This window comes from Sphingomonas sp. GW822-FHT03G08, assembly GCF_058801135.1.
This window is the reverse complement of sequence record NZ_JBXAMZ010000001.1, coordinates 2531604-2546541: the sequence shown is the minus strand read 5'-3', so window position 1 is coordinate 2546541 and position 14938 is coordinate 2531604. Positions and strand designations below refer to the sequence as shown.

Below are 14938 nucleotides of genomic sequence, written 5' to 3'. Positions count from 1 at the left end.
CAGTTCTTACAGGTCGATCAGCAGACGGGTCGGATCCTCGATCGCGTTCTTGAGCGCGACGAGGAAGGTCACCGCCTCGCGGCCGTCGACCAGGCGGTGGTCGTAGCTGAGCGCGAGGTACATCATCGGGCGGACGACGACCTGGCCGTCGCGGACCACCGGGCGGTCCTCGATGCGGTGCAGGCCGAGCACGGCCGACTGCGGCGGGTTGATGATCGGGGTCGACATCAGCGAGCCGAACACGCCGCCGTTCGAGATGGTGAAGGTGCCGCCCTTCATCTCTTCCATCTTGAGCGTGCCGTCCTTGGCGCGCTTGCCGAAGTCGCCGATCGTCTTCTCGATGCCGGCGACCGACAGGGTCTCGGCATCGCGGATCACGGGGACGACCAGGCCCTGCGGGGCCGATACGGCGACCGAGATGTCGCAATAGTCGTGATAGACGATCTCATCACCCTCGATCGAGCCGTTGACGCCCGGGATGTCCTTGAGCGCCATGCAGGCGGCCTTCACGAAGAAGCCCATGAAGCCGAGGCGAACGCCGTGCTTCTTCTCGAACAAATCCTTGTACTTGGCGCGCGCCTCGATCACCGCGGTCATGTCCACGTCGTTGAACGTGGTGAGCATCGCGGCGGTGTTCTGCGCTTCCTTGAGGCGCTTGGCGACGGTCTGGCGGAGACGCGTCATCTTGACGCGCTCTTCCTTGCGGCCGCTCGCCGAAGCTGCCGGAGCAGCGGCGGGTGCCGGCGCGGCGGCCGGGGCGGGCTTGTTGCTCGCCGCAGTCAGCACGTCGTCCTTGGTCAGGCGGCCGTCCTTGCCGGTGCCCTGCACGGTCGACGGATCGACGCCGGTCTCGAGCACCGCGCGGCGCACCGACGGCGACAGCGCAGCGGCTTCCGAGCTTGCCGGAGCAGGCGCGGCGGCCGGAGCCGGCGCGGCAGCCGGGGCCGCGGCGGGCGCCGGAGCAGCGGCGGCGGCGCCGCCCTCGGTCACCACGGCGATCACCGCGCCGACCTCGACCGTGTCGCCGATCTTGACGAGCTGATCGCCCATCACGCCGGCAACCGGGCTGCCGACTTCGACCGAGACCTTGTCGGTCTCGAGGCTCGCGATCGGCTCGTCGAGCGCGACGGGGTCACCCGGGTTCTTCAGCCATTCACCAAGCGTGGCTTCGGTGATCGATTCACCCAGCACCGGGACTTTAACGTCTGCCATTGTCTTTCCTCGTTCCCTGGGGATCTCAGTTGTTGCGGGTCCGGCGAATTTCTTCGCGGACATTGTGACCAAGCGCGTCTGCGATCAGCGCGCCCTGTTCGGCCTGGTGGCGCTTCATCAGGCCGGTGGCGACCGCAGCGGCCGGCGCGCGGCCGGCATAGCGCGGACGCTGCACCTTGCACTTCGCCTCGGCCAAGCTGGCCTCGATGAAGGGCTCGACGAAGAACCAGTAGCCGTTGTTCTTCGGCTCTTCCTGCGCCCAGATCACTTCCTCGAGGTTGGTCATGCGCGCGATGCGCTTGGCCAGGGCCTCGCCCGGGAAGGGATAGAGCTGCTCGATGCGGACGATCGCGGTGTTCTTGTCACCGGCGGCGTCACGTGCCTCGATCAGGTCATAGGCGACCTTACCGGTGCACAGCACCAGGCGCTTCACCTCGGTATCCGCCGGAGCCGACGGATCGCTGAGGATGCGCATGAAGTGGCTGTCGCCCAGGAATTCCTCGGCCTTCGACACCGCCAGCTTGTGGCGGAGCAGCGACTTCGGGGTCATCTGCACCAGCGGCTTGCGGAAGGTGCGGTGCATCTGGCGGCGCAGCAGGTGGAAGTAGTTTGCCGGCGTCGTGATGTTGACGACCTGCATATTGTCTTCCGCGCAGAGCTGCAGATAGCGCTCCGGACGCGCCGAGCTGTGCTCGGGGCCCTGGCCTTCATAGCCGTGCGGCAGCAGCATCACCAGGCCGTTGGCGCGGAGCCACTTGGCCTCGCCCGCGGCGATGAACTGGTCGATCATGATCTGCGCGCCATTGGCGAAGTCGCCGAACTGCGCTTCCCACAGTACCAGCGTCTTCGGATCGGCAAGCGCATAGCCGTATTCGAAGCCGAGCACGCCATATTCCGAGAGCGGCGAATCGAGCACTTCGAAGGTGCCGTGCGGGATGGTCGAGAGCGGGATGTAGCGATGCTCATCCTTCTGATCGACCCAAACCGCGTGGCGCTGCGAGAAGGTGCCGCGGCCGACGTCCTGGCCCGAGAGACGGACGCCATAGCCTTCCGAGAGCAGCGAGCCGAAGGCCAGCGCTTCGCCGGTCGCCCAGTCGAAATTCTCGCCCGACGAGAACATCGCACGCTTCGCATCGAGCACGCGGCCCAGCGTCTTGTGGATCTCGAGGTCCGAGGGGACTTCGGTCAGCGTGCGGCCGAGGCTGTCGAACAGTTTCTTCTCGATGCCGGTCTCGACCGAGCGGCGCGCCGTCTCGGCATCGCCCGGAACCGACAGGCCCGACCAGCGGCCGCCGAACCAGTCCGCCTTGTTGGGGAGGTACGACTTGCCCGCTTCGAACTCGCCTTCGAGCAGCAGGTTGAACTGCTTCACCTTCTCATCGACGAAGCCCTGGTCGATCGTGCCTTCGGCGATCAGCTTCTTCGAATAGACGACGCTGACCGACGGATGCTGGCGGATCGCCTTGTACATCAGCGGCTGGGTGAACGAGGGCTCGTCGCCTTCGTTATGGCCGAAGCGGCGATAGCACCACATGTCGATCACGACATCGCGCTTGAAGGTCTGGCGGAACTCGATCGCCATCTTGCAGGCGAAGGTGACCGCTTCGGGATCGTCGCCATTGACGTGGAAGATCGGCGCCTGGACGCCCTTTGCGACGTCCGACGGATAGGGCGAGGAGCGCGCGAACTGCGGGCTCGTCGTGAAGCCGATCTGGTTGTTGATGATGAAGTGGAGGCAGCCGCCGGTGTTGTAGCCGCGGATACCCGAGAAGCCGAGGCACTCCCAGACGATGCCCTGGCCGGCGAACGCGGCGTCGCCGTGCAGCAGCACGGGCAGCGAGCCGGTATGCGCTTCCAGGTCGTTGGCGATCGTCTGGATCGCGCGGGTCTTGCCGAGCACGACCGGATCGGCCGCTTCAAGGTGCGACGGGTTGGCGACCAGCGACATATGGACGCTGATGCCGTCGAACTCGCGGTCGGTGCTGGTGCCGAGGTGATACTTCACGTCGCCCGAGCCGCCGACGTCGTCCGGGTTGGACGAGCCGCCCGAGAATTCGTGGAAGATCGCGCGATACGGCTTCGACATCACGTTGGTGAGCATGTTCAGCCGGCCGCGATGCGCCATGCCGTACACGATCTCGCGCACGCCGAGCTGGCCGCCATACTTGATGATGGCTTCCATCGCCGGGATCATCGCTTCGCCGCCGTCGAGGCCGAAGCGCTTGGTGCCGACATATTTCTTGCCGCAGAACTTCTCCCACTCCTCGGCCTCGATGACCTTGGAGAGGATCGCCTTCTTGCCGTCGGCGGTGAACTGGATGGCCTTGTCCTTGCCCTCCATCCGATCCTGGAGGAAGCGGCGCTCCTCGACATCGGCGATGTGCATGTACTCAAGGCCGACATTGCCGCAGTAATTGGCCTGCAGGATCGCGACGATCTCGCGCACGGTCGCCTTTTCCAGGCCGAGCGTGCCGCCGAGATAGATCGGGCGATCGAGATCGGCGCCGGTGAAGCCGTGATATTCCGGCGTCAGGTCGGCAGGCAGGTCCTGGCGGGCCAGACCGAGCGGATCGAGCGAAGCGGCGAGGTGGCCACGCACCCGGTAGGTGCGGATCAGCAGCATCGCGCGGATCGAATCGCCGGCAGCGCGGGCGATGTCTGCTTCCGACGCGGCCGGGCCGGCCGGCTTGGCAGGGGCAGCGCCGCCCTTGGCGGGCTTGGGCGCGGGCTCCATCTGGGTGGGATCGAGCCCGGCGGTGAGGGCATCTGTCTCGGCGAGCGGCCAGCGCGGGTTCGCCCAGCTGGGGCCCGAGGCCGCATTCTCGAGGCCATCGAAGAACTGCTGCCACTGCGGCTCGACGCCGGTCGGATCCGCCTTGTAGCGGCGGTACATCGTCTCGACGAAGGCGGGGCTCACACCGCCGGCGATCTCGTCGAAGTCCAGGCCCTCATAGCCCATAGTCAATTCCAGTCTGTGTTAGCGCTCCCATTCCGTGAAGGAGATAGGAGCGCGCACGTTACAATTCAGCCCTTGAGCACTTCGACCAGCGTGGAGCCGAGCTCCGACGGGCTGGCCGCGACGCGGATGCCCGCCTCTTCCATCTTCGCGATCTTTTCCTCGGCGCCGCCCTGGCCGCCCGAGACGATCGCACCGGCATGGCCCATGCGGCGGCCCGGAGGCGCCGTGCGGCCCGCGATGAAGCCGGCCATCGGCTTCTTGCGGCCACGCTTGGCCTCGTCGATCAGGAACTGCGCGGCTTCCTCTTCGGCCGAGCCGCCGATTTCGCCGATCATGATCATCGACTTGGTCTCGTCGTCCGCGAGGAACAGCTCGAGCACGTCGATGAAGTTGGTGCCGTTGACGGGGTCGCCGCCGATGCCCACCGCGGTGGTCTGGCCGAGGCCGGCATTGGTGGTCTGGAACACCGCCTCATAGGTGAGGGTGCCCGAGCGCGAGACGACGCCCACCGAGCCCTTCGAGAAGATCGAGCCCGGCATGATGCCGATCTTGCACTCGCCCGGGGTCAGCAGGCCGGGGCAGTTCGGGCCGATCAGGCGCGACTTCGAACCCGAAAGGGCGCGCTTCACCTTGACCATGTCGAGCACCGGAATGCCCTCGGTGATGCAGACGATCAGCGGCACTTCGGCGTCGATCGCCTCGAGGATCGAGTCGGCGGCGAAGGGCGGCGGCACGTAGATGACCGAGGCGTCGGCGCCGGTCTTGGTGACGGCTTCGGTGACGGTGTCGAACACGGGCAAGCCGATATGCTGGGTGCCGCCCTTGCCGGGGGTCACACCGCCGACCATCTGCGTCCCATAGGCGAGCGCCTGCTGGGTGTGGAAGGTGCCGGTCTCACCGGTCATCCCCTGGGTGATGACCTTGGTGTTCTTGTTGATCAGGATGCTCATGCGTTCACTGGGCTCCAGGCGCTTTGGATTCGGTTAGGGAGGAGGAGCGCAGCACGACCCAGCCGCCATAGGCGGCGGCGGTCACGCGAACGTCCTCGCGAGCGGAAGTGGCAACCGACGCACCGACCGCGCTGGCGGTGGGGCGTGCGGAGAGCGGCACGGCGTCCTCGTTCGGCAGGACGAGCTTGCGTGCGGCGGGATAATCCTCGTCGGACAGCGCGTACCACAGCACGATGCAGCTATCGCCGATCGGAGTGTGGCTGGGCTGGGCGGTGGGCGGCAGCAGATAGAGCTGGCCACCGGAGATCCGGTAGATGGTGTTGGGCACCTGCGCCGCGGTGGGCGCGGGCAGCTTCTCGGCCTCGGCGCGCGTCGCGACGGTGCCGGCGCCGAGCGCGCGCTGCGCGGCGGCGGGCAGCGAGGCGAAGGTCATCGGCTCGGCGACGCTCTTGCTCAGCCGCACCGCGCCGCTGATGCAGGCGGCCTGGAACAGCGGCACCGGCTCGGCGGGCGCCGTGGGCGTGGCCTCCTGGGCCATTGCGGGCGCCGGCAACAGCGAAGCCGCGCTTGCACAGGCAAGCGCGGCGATCGCGAGCAGGCCGGAGCGCTGCGCAGTCATGATCAGGCGAGCGAGCCGTCGATCGCCTTGCAGGCGACCAGCAGTTCCTTCACCGCATCGACCGAGACCGTCAGATTGGCCTTGGCCTCGTCCGACAGCTTGACCTCGACGATCTTCTCCACGCCGTCCTTGCCGAACAGCACCGGCACGCCGACGTAGAGATTGTCGACGCCGTACTGGCCGGTCAGGTGCGCGGCAGCCGGCAGGATGCGCTTCTGGTCGTAGAGATAGGCCTCGGCCATCGCGATCGCGCTGGTCGCCGGGGCGTAGAAGGCCGAGCCGGTCTTGAGCAGCGCGACGATCTCGCCGCCGCCACCACGGGTGCGCTTGACGATCTCGTCGATCTTTTCCTTGGTCGAGAAGCCCATCTCGATCAGGTCGGCGACGGGGATGCCCGACACGGTCGAATATTCGAGGACCGGGACCATGGTGTCGCCATGGCCGCCGAGCACGAAGGTGTTCACGTCCTTGACCGACACGCCGAATTCCTCGGCGAGGAAGTGGCTGAAGCGCGCCGAGTCGAGCACGCCGGCCATGCCCACCACCTTGGTGTGCGGCAGGCCCGAGAATTCGCGCAGCGCCCAGACCATCGCGTCGAGCGGGTTGGTGATGCAGATCACGAAAGCGTCGGGCGCATGGGCGGCGATGCCCTCGCCGACGGCCTTCATGACCTTGAGGTTGATGCCGAGCAGGTCGTCGCGGCTCATCCCCGGCTTGCGGGCGACGCCGGCGGTGACGATGATCACGTCGGCGCCCGCGATGTCGGCATAGTCGTTCGAGCCGATGATCTTGGCGTCGAAGCCCTCGACGGGGCCGCACTGCGACAGGTCGAGCGCCTTGCCCTGGGGCACGCCTTCGACGACGTCGAACAGGACGATGTCGCCCAGGCCCTTGAGTGCTGCGAGGTGCGCGAGCGTACCGCCGATGTTGCCGGCGCCAATCAGCGCGATCTTCTTGCGGGCCATGGATACTCCCTATGGGTCTGGTTCAACCGGACACCAGCACGCACGTACCGGCGTGCCGGTGAAAGCGGTGGCGGCTTAGGCCCATAATAGGAGAGTCGCAACCCATGAAAAAGGATGGGCCGCGATTATCTTTGCAACTAATTCGCAACTGCAATAAGGGGTTGCGCCGCCTTGCTCGCGGGCGCGCGGCGCTTCCCCGGCCCCGCGGATCGGGCTCAGCCGCCCTGCATCAGATCCTGGTAGAGCATCAGCGCATTGCCGTCGGGATCGTAGAAGGTGAGCAGCCGGACCATGCCCGGGATATCCTGGATCGGTCCATCCTGCCGCACGCCCGCGGAGTCGAGCACCTTCTGTGCCGCTTCGATGTCGACAACCCCGAAAGTGAGCGTCGCGCCGCCGCCCTGGATCACGCTCTCGCGCTGGGCAAGGCCGACATTGACGCGCGCCACCGGGCTTTCGAACTCGCACCAGGCGATCTCATCGACGCGGTAGAGCAGGTTCATCCCCAGAACGTCGCGATACCAGGCGATGCCGGCGTCGAGATCGGTGACGTTGATTGCGCAGGTCAGGCCGCCATCATAGCCGAGCGCGGCGCGGGCAGGGGCTTCAAGCGTGGTTGCCATCTGGATTCTCCGACTCTATGGTTACATTTATATAGTCGATATGAATTTGGTGATGGAGTCAATTCCCCCTGATCCCGCGCAGCTGCTGCGCACCCTGGAGTCCAATCGCTGGGCGATCCCGGTGCTGGCCCTGCTCCACCGCGAGCAGGGCGCGCGCTTCGCGGTGATGGCACGCGCGTTCGACCTGCCGCACAACAGCCTGTCGCGCTGTCTGGCGTATCTCAGGGAATGCGGCTGGGTGCTGCCCAACCCCGGCCATGGCCATCCGCTGCGCCCCGAATATGTGCTGAGCGATGCCGGCCGCCCGGTCGCGGCATTGTGCGGGCGGATCGAGGAAGCGCGGGCGCGGCTGCGGCTGGGGGCGGGCGACCTGCCGCGCTGGTCGCTGCCGCTGGTTGCCGGGTTGGGGCCGGACTGGACCCGCTTCGGCGCACTCCAGGCGCGGCTGGCCCCGGTCACCCCGCGCGCCCTCTCGACGACGCTCAAGGCAGTGATCGACGAGGAACTGGTCCGCCGCCGGCTCGAGGACCGCTACCCGCCGCTGCCGCTCTATGCGCTGACGAGGAAGGGGCAGGAGCTGGCGGCGGCGCTGGCGGCCTAACGCTCCGCCTTCTCTCGCGCGGCATAGTCATCGGCGAGCACGCCGAACGCCTGCTTGCGCTGGCCGGTCTCCGAGATCAGCCCCTTGCGGTTCCAGCCCTGCTGATAGACCGGGTGCTGGCGGCGCGGGGAGCGGAAGTCCTTGAGGATCCAGGGGCTGAGGCCGCGCAGGAACGGCACCTTGGCCGCCATCTCCAGGGTGCGGCGATAATATTCGGCCTGATATTCCTCGCTGAACTTGTGCGGGGCCGCGGCGCCGTCGTGATAGCCATAGAGCGCATCGGCACCAAACTCGGAGAAGATCAGCGGCTTGGTCACCGGGCTGGCCCAGGTGAAGCTCGGGATCGCGGCGAGCGGGTCATCCGAATACCAGCCATTGTAGGTGTTGATCGCCATCACATCGAGATCGCCGACCAGCGGATCGTTGATCCGCATCTCCTTGCCCTTGCGATCGCTGAGCAGCGCGGCGGTGACGAGCCGGCTGTCGTCGAGCGCGCGGACATCCCCGATCAGCGTGCGGAGGAAGGCGTTGCGGGCGTCCGATACCGGCGTTTCATTGGCGACGCTCCACAGCACGATCGCAGCGCGGTTGCGGTCGCGGCGGATATTCTCGGCGATCATCCGGCGCGCGGTCGCGAGCGTATCGGCATTGCCCCAGGCGACGCGCCAATAGACCGGCACTTCGCTCCATACGAGCAGGCCCATCTCGTCGGCGAGGCGGGTGGTGCCCTCGTCATGCGGATAATGCGCCAGGCGCACGAAATTGCCGTGCAGACCCTGCTTGATCTCGGAGAACAGCGCCCGCGCGGCGGCGGGGCTCATCGCACGGACGGGATCCTTGCCGAGCTCCTCCTCGTGCATCGAGATGCCGCGCAGGAAGATCGACTTGCCGTTGAGCAGGATCCGGTCGCCCTGCACTTCGATCGTACGGAAGCCGACGCGATCGGCGAAGCGGTCCGCGCCAGAGGCGATCTCGACGTCGTAGAGCTTCGGATTCTCCGGAGACCAGCGCTGCAGCCCGCGCGGCGTCGGCAGGCTGGCGCTCCATCTGCCTTCGCCATCGGTACGCCCTTCGAGCGTGGCGCCGAGCGCGGGGATGGCGAGGCGGATCGGTGCGTTCGCGGCCTGCGACCCGAGCAGTTGCGCCGAGACTGCGATGCGGCCGTCCTTGCCGAGCCGTACGAACGCATCGTCCACGAACGTCTCGGGCACGGTGACCAGGCGCACCGAGCGGGTGATGCCGCCATAGGTCTCCCAGTCGGTGACCGGCGGCGGCACGTCGCTGTCGGTGCGGGCGGAATCGACGCCCACGGTGATCTGGTTGCTGCCCGGGCGCAGCCTGTCGGTCACGTCGAAGGCGAAGGGGGTGAAGGCGCCGACATGCTTGCCGACCGGCTTGCCGTTGAGGAACACGCTGGCGGCGTAATCAGCGCTGCCGAAGCGCAGATAGACGCGCTTGCCCGGGGTGACCGGCGTGTAGTCGAAAGTCCGCTGGTACCAGACCAGGCCCTGATAATAGCGCATCTCCGGGGCATGACCGATCCAGCTGCCGGGCAGGTGCGTGATCGCCGAGCGCTGCATGTCGAACTCGAACAGCGCGGTCGGGCGCTTCTCGGCTTCCTCGGCCTGGATCTTGTCCTGGTAGCGCGCGGTGCTTTCCGAAGGCGGACCGCCATGAAAGCCCGCGACGCCATCGCGATAGGGATCGACCGACCAGTGCCAGGCGCCGTCCAGGCTCTGGCCCGGGCGAAGGTCGGCCGCGACCAGGGTCTGCGCCGAAGCGCTCATGGGTGCCAGTAACGCCACAAGCGCGAACCCGATCAGGCGCATAGTCTCTCCCTATTTTGCTTTTGCGGGGAGCCTATCGCGGGTCAGGCCATTCGGCCAGACCAATATATCGGGATTGGTTGCTTCTGCTCCGCCCCCCTCCCTGGAAGGGAGGGGGGCTTGCATACGGATGCTCGCCCTATTGCTCGCCGTGGCCCTCGGCCAGGTAGGTATCCGAGCGCATTTCCATCAGGCGGCTGACGGTGCGGTCGAACTCGAAGCGGCCGTCGCCCGTCTCGTACAGGTCCTGTGGCTCGGCATCGGCGGCGGCGAGCAGCTTGACCTTGTGCTCGTAGAGCGCGTCGATCAGCGTAACGAAGCGCGCCGCCTCGTTGCGGTTCTCCGGCCCCAGCTTGGGGATGCCGACCAAGATCACCGTGTGGAAGCGCCGGGCGATGGCGAGATAGTCGGCGGCGCCGCGCGCCTCGCCGCACAGCCGCTTGAACGAGAAGACGGCGACGCCCTTCAGGCATTTCGGCACGTGCAGCTCGCGCCCGCCCTGCACCGGCAGCTCGCAGGTCGGGACATGGGCGCGGTCCTCGACCGGATAATCGGTGAGGCGGAAGAACGCTTCGGAGAGCTGCCTGGTCGCTTCTGGTCCGTTCGGCACCAGCCAGGTATCCATCCGCCCCAGGCGATCGAGCCGATAGTCGGTCGGGCCGTTCAGCGTCAGCACGTCCATCTTCGCCTCGATCAGCTCGATGAAGGGGATGAACAGCTGGCGGTTGAGCCCATCCTTGTAGAGATCGCGCGGCGCCCGATTTGAGGTGGCGACCATGGTGAGGCCGTGGCCCATCATCTCGGTGAACAGGCGCGAGAGGATCATCGCGTCGGCGGGGTTGTTGACCACCATCTCGTCGAAGGCGAGCAGGCGGGTGTCCTCGACCATCGCATCGGCGACCGCGACGACGGGATCGCGCGTGTCCTTCTTGCGCTCTTCGTTGAGCCGCTCATGCACTTCGAGCATGAACTCGTGGAAATGGACGCGGCGCTTCCGGCGGATGTTCACCGTCTCGTAGAAAAGGTCCATCAGCATCGACTTGCCGCGGCCGACGCTGCCCCAGATGTAAAGCCCGCGCGGCGGCTCGGGCAGGCGGCCGAGTGCGCGCCACAGGATGCTGCCCTTTTTCGGCACCGCCTCCAGTTCGCCGGCGAGGCTGTTCAGCCGTTCGGCGGCGGCGGCCTGTTCGGGGTCGGGGCGAAGCTCGCCCGCGGCAACGAGGGCACGGTATTTCTCGATTACGCTGGTCATGATCTGGGCGGGGGCGAACTCTTGCGGATGGTGCCGAGGAAGCTGGCGACGGTCACGTCGCCCTGGCGGACCACGCCGCGCAGGAAGAGCATCCGGCCGGTCTCGCGCAGCAGGTCGATCTCGGCTTCGGTATCGGTGCCGATCGCACCGCCGGCGATGAACTGGATCGACATGTCGACGGTGGAGGCGGGGCCGGCGAGTACGCCCAGCCCGCGCGCGGCGGCGAACAGCGCCATGTCGATGAAGCCGGCCAGCGCGCCGCCATGGATATGATCGCGCAAATTGGAGTGCTGGCGCTCGAAGCGGTGGCGGACCAGCGCAGTGCGCTCACCGCTCGCCTTCACCGAAAGTGAGCCGATGAAGCTGTTGAACCGGCCCTGGTCCAGAATCTGCCAGCGCTTCCAGCCCGGCAGGTCCGGATCATCTTCGTAGAAGAAATGTTCGGGGCCGGGCTGGTTCACAGGATCAGAGCGTGCGCTCGGCTTCCATCTTCTTGATCTCGGCGATCGCCTTGCCCGGGCTCAGGCCCTTCGGGCAGACGTTCGAGCAGTTCATGATCGTGTGGCAGCGATAGAGGCGGAACGGATCCTCGAGATTGTCGAGGCGTTCGCCGGTCATCTCGTCGCGCGAGTCGGCCAGCCAGCGATAGGCCTGGAGCAGGATCGCCGGGCCGAGGAACTTGTCGCTGTTCCACCAGTAGCTCGGGCACGAGGTCGAGCAGCAGGCGCACAGGATGCACTCGTACAGGCCGTCGAGCTTCTCGCGGTCGGCCGGCGACTGGAGGCGCTCCTTGCCCGAGGGCGTGGTCGACACGGTCTGCAGCCACGGCTTGATCGAGGCGTACTGCGCATAGAAGTGGGTGAAGTCAGGGACGAGGTCCTTGATCACGTCCATGTGCGGCAGCGGGGTGATGCGGATGTCGCCCTTGATGTCCTCGATCGCGGTGGTGCAGGCGAGGCCATTGCGCCCGTCCATGTTCATCGAGCACGAGCCGCAAATGCCTTCGCGGCACGAGCGGCGGAAGGTCAGCGAGCTGTCCTGCTCCGACTTGATCTTGATGAGCGCGTCGAGGACCATCGGGCCGCATTCGTCGAGGTCGATCTCGAACGTGTCGTAGCGCGGATTCTCGCCCGAATCCGGATCGTAGCGGTAGATCTTGAACTTCTTGACGTTCTTCGCGCCCGGGTCCGCCTTGTGCTCCTTGCCCTTGGTGGAGATGCGGCTGTTCTTGGGAAGGCGGAATTCGGCCATCGAGGGGTTCCTTATGCTTGGCCGCGCGATAGCCAATCGAACCGCCGGGCTCAACCTCTCAGATGATATCAAGCACCAGACCGAGCGAACGGGCCTCTTCCGCCTCGATATACCAGTTGGCCGGCGCGCGCTCGGCGAGGGATTCGAAACGCACGCTTGAGCCGGCAATGATGGCGCGGAAACCCTCCTCCTCGATCCGCACCGATTCCTCGATCTCGTGCAGCTTGGCCTTGAGGCTGGCGACCTGCATGCGCAGCGGTCCGGACAGATCGAGCGTCGACTGGATCTGGCGCTCATGGATCATCAACCGGGTGCCGCGGGTGAGGAAGCGCTTGTCGGCGGGGAAGGCGGCCATGAAGGTCGCGCCGGCGGAGTAGACGGCGACCTTGCCGAGGAAGAGCGTCTCGCGGCCAGAATAGTCGCGCAGCAGGCGGATCTCGTCGCCCATCAGCCGGGCGACTTCGGGATCGCCGCCGAGCGTGGAAAGCGAGACGACGAGGCTGCCTTCGCGCGGGGCGGCGGCGAGCTGTTCGCGGAAGCTGGCATACATCGCCTGGTCGACCGGGCCGGACAGGGCGACGTGCGGACGGGCGAGCAGCGGGTAGCGCGCGGCCTGGCCGTCGTCCTGCGGGGTGGCGGGGGAGTCGATCGCGTCGGTCATCGCCGCGGTAACTTCCGCGATCGGATCGGGTTCCAGTGGCGCGGGCGGAAGCGTGGGGGCCGCGGGCCGGGGTGCGATTACCCGGCGCCGAGCTTCGCGCCGCTCGACCCAGCGACGGACCAGGAAGGCGAAGCCGAAGGTGATCAGCAGGCCGAGCCCGACCTGGAGCACGCGATTGCGGAAGCCGCCGGGAAGCGCCTTCTGGATCGCCGCGGGGATCTGGTGTTCCAGATCGCCCGGGATCAACCGCTCCAGAAGGGTTTCCTCGGCTGCCATGCTATCCGCCGCGTTTGAGCATGTCGGTCGCCGGGCGGCCGACGGGTGGGGTATCCGTTTGCGGCATGCGCGCCTCGAGCGGGGCGAGCCAGGTCGCGACGTCCGCGCCGATCGTCACTTGCGGGTTGGACGGCATGACGCGCGCCATGCTTTCCCAGTCGTTGATCAGCATGCGCGCCTCGTCCGATGCCTTTTCGAGCGGCTGGCCCTTGCGCAGCGCATGGTTGATCATCGCATCGCCGAAGAAGGTCCAGTCATTGTCCGCCTGGCAGCCGAACGAGGTCCGGTCGGACGACGCAGCGGTGAACAGCGCGGTGGTGGGGCTGGAGAGCGGGCTGACGAAGATGCCCGAATAGCAGGCCGAGAGGATCAGCAGCCGGTTCTTGATGCCGAGTTCGTCGAGGAGGGATTCGAGCCGCCGGGGGCTGAGGATGCCATAGCCCTCGTCGCCGTCATGATAAGCGATGCCAACCTTGGCGCCGTGGCTCGTGGTGTAGAGGACGAGGACGTCCTGCTCCTTGTCCATCACCTCGGCGATGCGGGCGAGGGCGAGGGTCAGGCTGGTCAGCGACCCGTTCGGCAGCTCGCTCGGCATGGCGCCGGCGGTGCCGCCCAGCACGATCGTCCGGCCGGCGGCATCGAAGCGGCGCGAAAGCACCTTGCCGGCCTCGCGCGCCTCGCGCCCGAACACCGGATCGCTGTCGAGCGCGACCGAGACGACATAGGCGTCGACCAGCGTCTTGCGCTGCGGCTGGAGCGCGTTGAGCGCGACGTTGAGCTTGCGGGTATCGGCGAGCATCGCCCTGGCCGAGCGCCCGCGCTGGAGCTCGGGGCCGGGATCGAGCCCTTCGATGCCGTCGGGCCCGGAGACCATCCCCGGCCAGTCCGCCTTGTGCTCGGGCGCCTTGTACTGGGCGGCGGCGGGCGTGACGGCGAGCGCGGCAACCGCCGCAAGCATGGCGAACGCGATACGCATGGGCAGGCGAGAACCCCCGATTTAGTTAACGACCACTCTCGCGGGTGCGAGAGCGGTGTCAAGCCATCTGGGGAGCGCCGTGCCTCAATGCCAGATGGCGGTGAGCGGATAGACCGCGATCAGCCAGGCCAGGCAGGCGATGACGATCCGCCGGTCCCGCGCCGCGATCGCGAGCAGGATCACCGGGAAGAAGGACCAGGTGAGGACGAAGAGCCGGAACGTGAACATGCCCTTTGTGCCGGCCAAACCGATCGTCGTCGCAATCAGCGCGATATTGCAGAGCAGCACGGCGGACAGCACCTTGCCGCGGTGCCGGTCGAAATAAAGGTCGAGATCGCCCCATTCCTCGGGATCGTCGGGGAAGATCAGCGAGGCGGCGACATAATAGACCGCGGTCACCAGGAAACCGCAGAACAGCACCGGCCAGTTGAGCGGCAGCAGATCGCGCAACGCCCAGCCATACATCCAGAAGGACACGACGTCGCAGGAGACGAAGACCCCGAGCAGGATGGTCGCCCAGCCGATCCGCACCTTGTGGCTGGCCTTGAGCGCGCGGGAGAGCCCGCCAAGCCCCTCGGCAAGCGCGAGGCCGAGCAGCAGCCCGAAGAAACTGAAGATGAATTCGAATGCGCTCATTGGTGCCCCCTTGTTGGTTCACTTTCGTGGGGGGCTGGGCGGTGTCAAGCGCCCGAGAGCGGCACCGGCGATGTCGAAGGGGAAGACTGCATCGGCGCGCTCCATTGCGTCGCAGCCAGTCTGGCGGTGCA

14 protein-coding genes are annotated in these 14938 nt (G+C 66.8%); 1 reads left to right on the top strand and 13 read right to left on the bottom strand.

What is annotated here, in order from left to right; all coding sequences use genetic code 11:
* Positions 1-6: 6 nt before the first annotated feature.
* The 6 genes from odhB to AC1RJ5_RS11700 form a co-directional block, all read right to left on the bottom strand.
* Positions 7-1212, bottom strand: a complete 1206-nt coding sequence (gene odhB / locus AC1RJ5_RS11725; protein WP_269573733.1) for a 2-oxoglutarate dehydrogenase complex dihydrolipoyllysine-residue succinyltransferase — start codon at positions 1210-1212, stop codon at positions 7-9.
* A gap of 25 nt (positions 1213-1237) precedes the next feature.
* On the bottom strand, positions 1238-4171 hold the full coding sequence (locus AC1RJ5_RS11720; protein ID WP_493113429.1) for a 2-oxoglutarate dehydrogenase E1 component: 2934 nt from the start codon (positions 4169-4171) through the stop codon (positions 1238-1240).
* 65 nt (positions 4172-4236) lie between these two features.
* Positions 4237-5121 (bottom strand): succinate--CoA ligase subunit alpha, encoded by an 885-nt coding sequence (gene sucD, locus AC1RJ5_RS11715; protein WP_493113428.1) that lies wholly within the window; start codon positions 5119-5121, stop codon positions 4237-4239.
* A 4-nt stretch (positions 5122-5125) separates the two neighbouring features.
* Positions 5126-5740, bottom strand: a complete 615-nt coding sequence (locus AC1RJ5_RS11710) for a hypothetical protein (RefSeq protein WP_269573735.1) — start codon at positions 5738-5740, stop codon at positions 5126-5128.
* A gap of 2 nt (positions 5741-5742) precedes the next feature.
* Positions 5743-6705, bottom strand: coding sequence for a malate dehydrogenase (gene mdh / locus AC1RJ5_RS11705; protein ID WP_184161941.1), 963 nt, complete (start codon positions 6703-6705; stop codon positions 5743-5745).
* Between the two features lie 215 nt (positions 6706-6920).
* Positions 6921-7328 (bottom strand): VOC family protein, encoded by a 408-nt coding sequence (locus tag AC1RJ5_RS11700; protein ID WP_269573736.1) that lies wholly within the window; start codon positions 7326-7328, stop codon positions 6921-6923.
* A gap of 52 nt (positions 7329-7380) precedes the next feature.
* On the opposite strand from AC1RJ5_RS11700, the gene AC1RJ5_RS11695 reads away from it, so the two are divergent.
* Entirely contained in the window at positions 7381-7929 is a 549-nt protein-coding gene (locus AC1RJ5_RS11695; RefSeq protein ID WP_269573737.1) for a winged helix-turn-helix transcriptional regulator, read from the top strand.
* Here the strand turns inward: AC1RJ5_RS11695 and AC1RJ5_RS11690 are convergent.
* From AC1RJ5_RS11690 to AC1RJ5_RS11660, 7 genes are all read right to left on the bottom strand, one after another.
* A complete protein-coding gene (locus AC1RJ5_RS11690) occupies positions 7926-9716 on the bottom strand; it encodes a glycoside hydrolase family 2 protein (protein WP_493113427.1) in 1791 nt (596 codons plus the stop codon). The two genes, AC1RJ5_RS11695 and AC1RJ5_RS11690, sit on opposite strands and share 4 nt — an antisense overlap.
* Before the next feature lie 178 nt (positions 9717-9894).
* Positions 9895-11007 carry a cell division protein ZapE gene (zapE, locus tag AC1RJ5_RS11685; RefSeq protein WP_269573739.1) on the bottom strand — a complete coding sequence of 371 codons (1113 nt, stop codon included), beginning with the start codon at positions 11005-11007 and terminating at the stop codon, positions 9895-9897.
* On the bottom strand, positions 11004-11468 hold the full coding sequence (locus tag AC1RJ5_RS11680) for a PaaI family thioesterase (protein ID WP_269573740.1): 465 nt from the start codon (positions 11466-11468) through the stop codon (positions 11004-11006). The genes zapE and AC1RJ5_RS11680 overlap by 4 nt, the downstream gene beginning before the upstream one ends.
* Positions 11469-11472: 4 nt before the next feature.
* Entirely contained in the window at positions 11473-12258 is a 786-nt protein-coding gene (locus AC1RJ5_RS11675; protein ID WP_184161923.1) for a succinate dehydrogenase iron-sulfur subunit, read from the bottom strand.
* A gap of 58 nt (positions 12259-12316) precedes the next feature.
* Complete coding sequence (locus AC1RJ5_RS11670; RefSeq protein ID WP_269576554.1) at positions 12317-12919, bottom strand: ATP-dependent Clp protease proteolytic subunit; 603 nt, start codon at positions 12917-12919, stop codon at positions 12317-12319.
* Positions 12920-13196: 277 nt separating this feature from the next.
* Entirely contained in the window at positions 13197-14171 is a 975-nt protein-coding gene (locus tag AC1RJ5_RS11665; protein ID WP_269573741.1) for a C13 family peptidase, read from the bottom strand.
* Positions 14172-14255: 84 nt separating this feature from the next.
* Positions 14256-14807, bottom strand: coding sequence for a hypothetical protein (locus AC1RJ5_RS11660; RefSeq protein ID WP_269573742.1), 552 nt, complete (start codon positions 14805-14807; stop codon positions 14256-14258).
* Positions 14808-14938 lie beyond the last annotated feature (131 nt).

Coding starts and splice junctions, on each gene's coding strand:
- AC1RJ5_RS11675 (WP_184161923.1), bottom strand. CDS start 12,258: ATGGCCGAATTCCGCCTTCCCAAGAACAGCCGCATCTCCACCAAGGGC.
- AC1RJ5_RS11660 (WP_269573742.1), bottom strand. CDS start 14,807: ATGAGCGCATTCGAATTCATCTTCAGTTTCTTCGGGCTGCTGCTCGGC.
- AC1RJ5_RS11665 (WP_269573741.1), bottom strand. CDS start 14,171: ATGCGTATCGCGTTCGCCATGCTTGCGGCGGTTGCCGCGCTCGCCGTC.
- zapE (WP_269573739.1), bottom strand. CDS start 11,007: ATGACCAGCGTAATCGAGAAATACCGTGCCCTCGTTGCCGCGGGCGAG.
- AC1RJ5_RS11710 (WP_269573735.1), bottom strand. CDS start 5,740: ATGACTGCGCAGCGCTCCGGCCTGCTCGCGATCGCCGCGCTTGCCTGT.
- AC1RJ5_RS11695 (WP_269573737.1), top strand. CDS start 7,381: ATGGAGTCAATTCCCCCTGATCCCGCGCAGCTGCTGCGCACCCTGGAG.
- sucD (WP_493113428.1), bottom strand. CDS start 5,121: ATGAGCATCCTGATCAACAAGAACACCAAGGTCATCACCCAGGGGATG.
- mdh (WP_184161941.1), bottom strand. CDS start 6,705: ATGGCCCGCAAGAAGATCGCGCTGATTGGCGCCGGCAACATCGGCGGT.
- AC1RJ5_RS11690 (WP_493113427.1), bottom strand. CDS start 9,716: ATGAGCGCTTCGGCGCAGACCCTGGTCGCGGCCGACCTTCGCCCGGGC.
- AC1RJ5_RS11720 (WP_493113429.1), bottom strand. CDS start 4,171: ATGGGCTATGAGGGCCTGGACTTCGACGAGATCGCCGGCGGTGTGAGC.
- odhB (WP_269573733.1), bottom strand. CDS start 1,212: ATGGCAGACGTTAAAGTCCCGGTGCTGGGTGAATCGATCACCGAAGCC.
- AC1RJ5_RS11700 (WP_269573736.1), bottom strand. CDS start 7,328: ATGGCAACCACGCTTGAAGCCCCTGCCCGCGCCGCGCTCGGCTATGAT.
- AC1RJ5_RS11670 (WP_269576554.1), bottom strand. CDS start 12,919: ATGACCGACGCGATCGACTCCCCCGCCACCCCGCAGGACGACGGCCAG.